The sequence below is a fragment of the Actinomycetes bacterium genome (assembly GCA_036510875.1).
GTDB lineage: Bacteria > Actinomycetota > Actinomycetes > Prado026 > Prado026 > DATCDE01.
In genome coordinates, this window is the sequence record DATCDE010000264.1 from 1 (window position 1) to 2,520 (window position 2,520).

Consider the following 2,520-nt stretch of genomic DNA (forward strand, 5'->3'; position numbering starts at 1 on the left):
ATCGGGCTGGTCGATCAGATTCGCGGTTCGGCCTCGAAGGGTGACTGCTCACGACGCCACGACCGGATGCGTCCGTTCGACGTGAACTCCGGCTCGCGGCGTCCCGGTTGACCCGATCGGCGAGACGGACCCTCGCGGGCAACAGCCATGGTTCAGCCCGTCACCGGGCGACCGCGGCGAGGGTGATGTCGTGCTCGCCGACCAGCACGCCGTCGTCACCGGGCACGAAGTCGCGGATCTGCGACTGCTTCACCCCGAACACCGTGTCGGAGTCGAGGTAGCGCGAGGAGCTGTCGAAGACGTGCGTCACCACAGGCCGGTGACCCTCGGCGGTGACGATCGCGTGGATGTGGGCGGCCCGCCACGGGTGGCGTCCGGTCTGCCGCAGCAGCCGGCCGACCGGGGGCGTCGTCGGGGACGGCGTACGGGACCGGTCGCACGGTGCGGATCTGGTAGCGACCCTCGGCGTCGGTGCGGTAGCGGCCACGCAGGTTGCCGGGCGGCTGCCCGCCCGGCTGCTGCACGGCGTAGAACCCGGTGCTGGCGTTCTGCCACACGTCCAGCACCGCACCGGCGAGCGGTCGGGCCGTCGCCGCCGACCACCCGGCCCCGCAGGATCGCCGGCGCGCCGCCGTCGTCGTCGTCGACCATCGACGCGCCGAGCTCCCGCCACGGCGAGTCGGGCACGTAGAACGGTCCGAGCATGGTGGGCTCGGTGACCGAGGGCTCGTCCCCGGCGTGGTTGACCAGGCCCACCAGGGCGGACAGCCCCAGGGTGTCGGACAGCAGGATCATCTCCTGCCGCACGTCGTCGCACTTCTGCCCGGTCGCGGTGAGGAAGCGGACCCCGGTGAGCCACTCCTCGTCGGTCAGCCGGACCTCCCGGGCGAAGGCGTGCAGGTGACGCACGAGGGCCTGGATCACCTCGCGCAGCCTCGGGTCAGGGGTGTTCTCCAGGCGCGCCACGACCTCGGCGGTCAGCGCGTCCGGCGTCATCGGGGCGACGGTCAGGCGCGAACGATCGCACACGAGCCACCGGGAGGTGCCCCGGGTCGTTCGCCTCTGGCCACTATCGGGGGCACCTGACCACTCTGGCAGCGGAGGTGGGCCAGGTGACCGTGAGCGGCGTGGGCGACCGGCAGGAACTGCTCGCGGAGCGGGTGCACCGGCGGCGCTGGGCCACTCTCGGGGTGCTCGTCGTGAGCATCCTGGTCGTCACCCTCGACAACACGGTGCTCAACGTGGCGCTGCCGCGCATCCAGGAGCAGCTGGGCGCGACGCAAAGCCAGCAGGAGTGGATCATCGACGCCTACACGCTGGCGTTCGCCGCCCTGCTGTTCCCGTGGGGGGTGCTCGGCGACCGCTCGGGCCGGCGGCGGGTCCTGCTGCTCGGACTGGTCATCTTCGGTGCCGGGTCCGCCGCGGCCGCCTACGCCGGCACCCCGTCGGTGCTCATCGGGCTGCGCACGGTCATGGGGCTCGGCGCCGCGGCGATCTTCCCGGCCACCCTGGCGATCATCACCAACGTGTTCGACGACGACGAGCGCGGGCGGGCCATCGCGATCTGGGCCGGGTTCAGCGGCCTGGCCCTGGCGATCGGACCGCTGGTCGGCGGCGCGCTGCTCAGCGCCGGGTTCTGGTGGGGCTCGGTCTTCCTGATCAACGTGCCGATCGTGGCCGCGGGCATCGTCGGCGTGTGGTGGCTCGTCCCCGAGTCGCACGACCCCAGCGGACAGTCCCTCGACGCGCGGGCCGTCCCGGTCGCCGTGGCCGGGCTGGTACTCGTCGTGTATGGCCTGATCCGGGCCGGGGAGACCAGCCGCTGGACCAGCCCAGTCGTCGTCGCCAGCCTCTGCGTCGGGGTCGCCGTCCTGGCGCTGTTCGCCTGGCTGGAGGCGCGCTCCCGCCGTCCGGCCCTGGACCCGGGCTGGTTCCGGCACCCGGCGTTCTCCTCCGGCGTGGCGGCCATGACCCTGGTCTCGTTCTCACTGTTCGGGATCATGCTGTTCGGCACCTACTACCTGCAGTTCGAGCGGGGCTTCAGCCCGCTGCGCGCCGGGGCGCTGCTGCTGCCGCTGGCCGTGGCCATCGGCGTCTTCGCACCCCTAAGCGACGGGCTGACCGGCCGATTCGGACGCAAGGCGGTCTGCGCGACCGGCCTGGGCCTGGTGGGGGTGGCGATGGGCTGGTTCGGCTTCATCACCGCGGGCACCTCCCTGCTCAACCTGGAGTCGCTGCTGTTCTTGCTCGGTGTCGGGATGGGACTGGCGATGGCACCGGCGACCACCGCGATCCTGCAGAGCCTGCCCCCGGCCCGCGCAGGGGCCGGCTCGGCGGTGAACAGCACGGTGCGCCAGGTCGGCGGGGCGCTCGGCGTCGCAGTGCTGGGCTCGGTGCTGTCCACCGTCTACCGCAGCCAGATCAGCCACGCGCTGGCCGGGCTGCCGGCGGCCGCGCGCGACGCGGCCGGCGAGTCGATCGGGGCCACCCAGATCCTGGTCGACCGGTACGGGGCGCTGC

General features: G+C 72.8%; 2 protein-coding genes and 2 pseudogenes. 1 reads left to right on the forward strand and 3 read right to left on the reverse strand.

Going from position 1 to position 2,520, the window contains the following annotated elements:
• Positions 1-160: 160 nt before the first annotated feature.
• The 3 genes and pseudogenes from VIM19_15365 to VIM19_15375 all read right to left on the reverse strand — a co-directional run bounded on the left by VIM19_15365 (position 161) and on the right by VIM19_15375 (position 996).
• Positions 161-487, reverse strand: a complete 327-nt coding sequence (locus VIM19_15365; GenBank protein HEY5186241.1) for a hypothetical protein — start codon at positions 485-487, stop codon at positions 161-163.
• Positions 456-566 (reverse strand): annotated as a pseudogene (locus VIM19_15370) (6-chlorohydroxyquinol-1,2-dioxygenase). The gene VIM19_15365 and the pseudogene VIM19_15370 overlap by 32 nt, the downstream one beginning before the upstream one ends.
• A 223-nt stretch (positions 567-789) precedes the next feature.
• Positions 790-996 (reverse strand): annotated as a pseudogene (locus VIM19_15375) (dioxygenase).
• A 116-nt stretch (positions 997-1,112) separates the two neighbouring features.
• Between VIM19_15375 and VIM19_15380 the strand changes: the two are divergent.
• A partial coding sequence (locus tag VIM19_15380) for an MFS transporter (GenBank protein HEY5186242.1) occupies positions 1,113-2,520 on the forward strand: 1,408 nt, incomplete at its 3' end.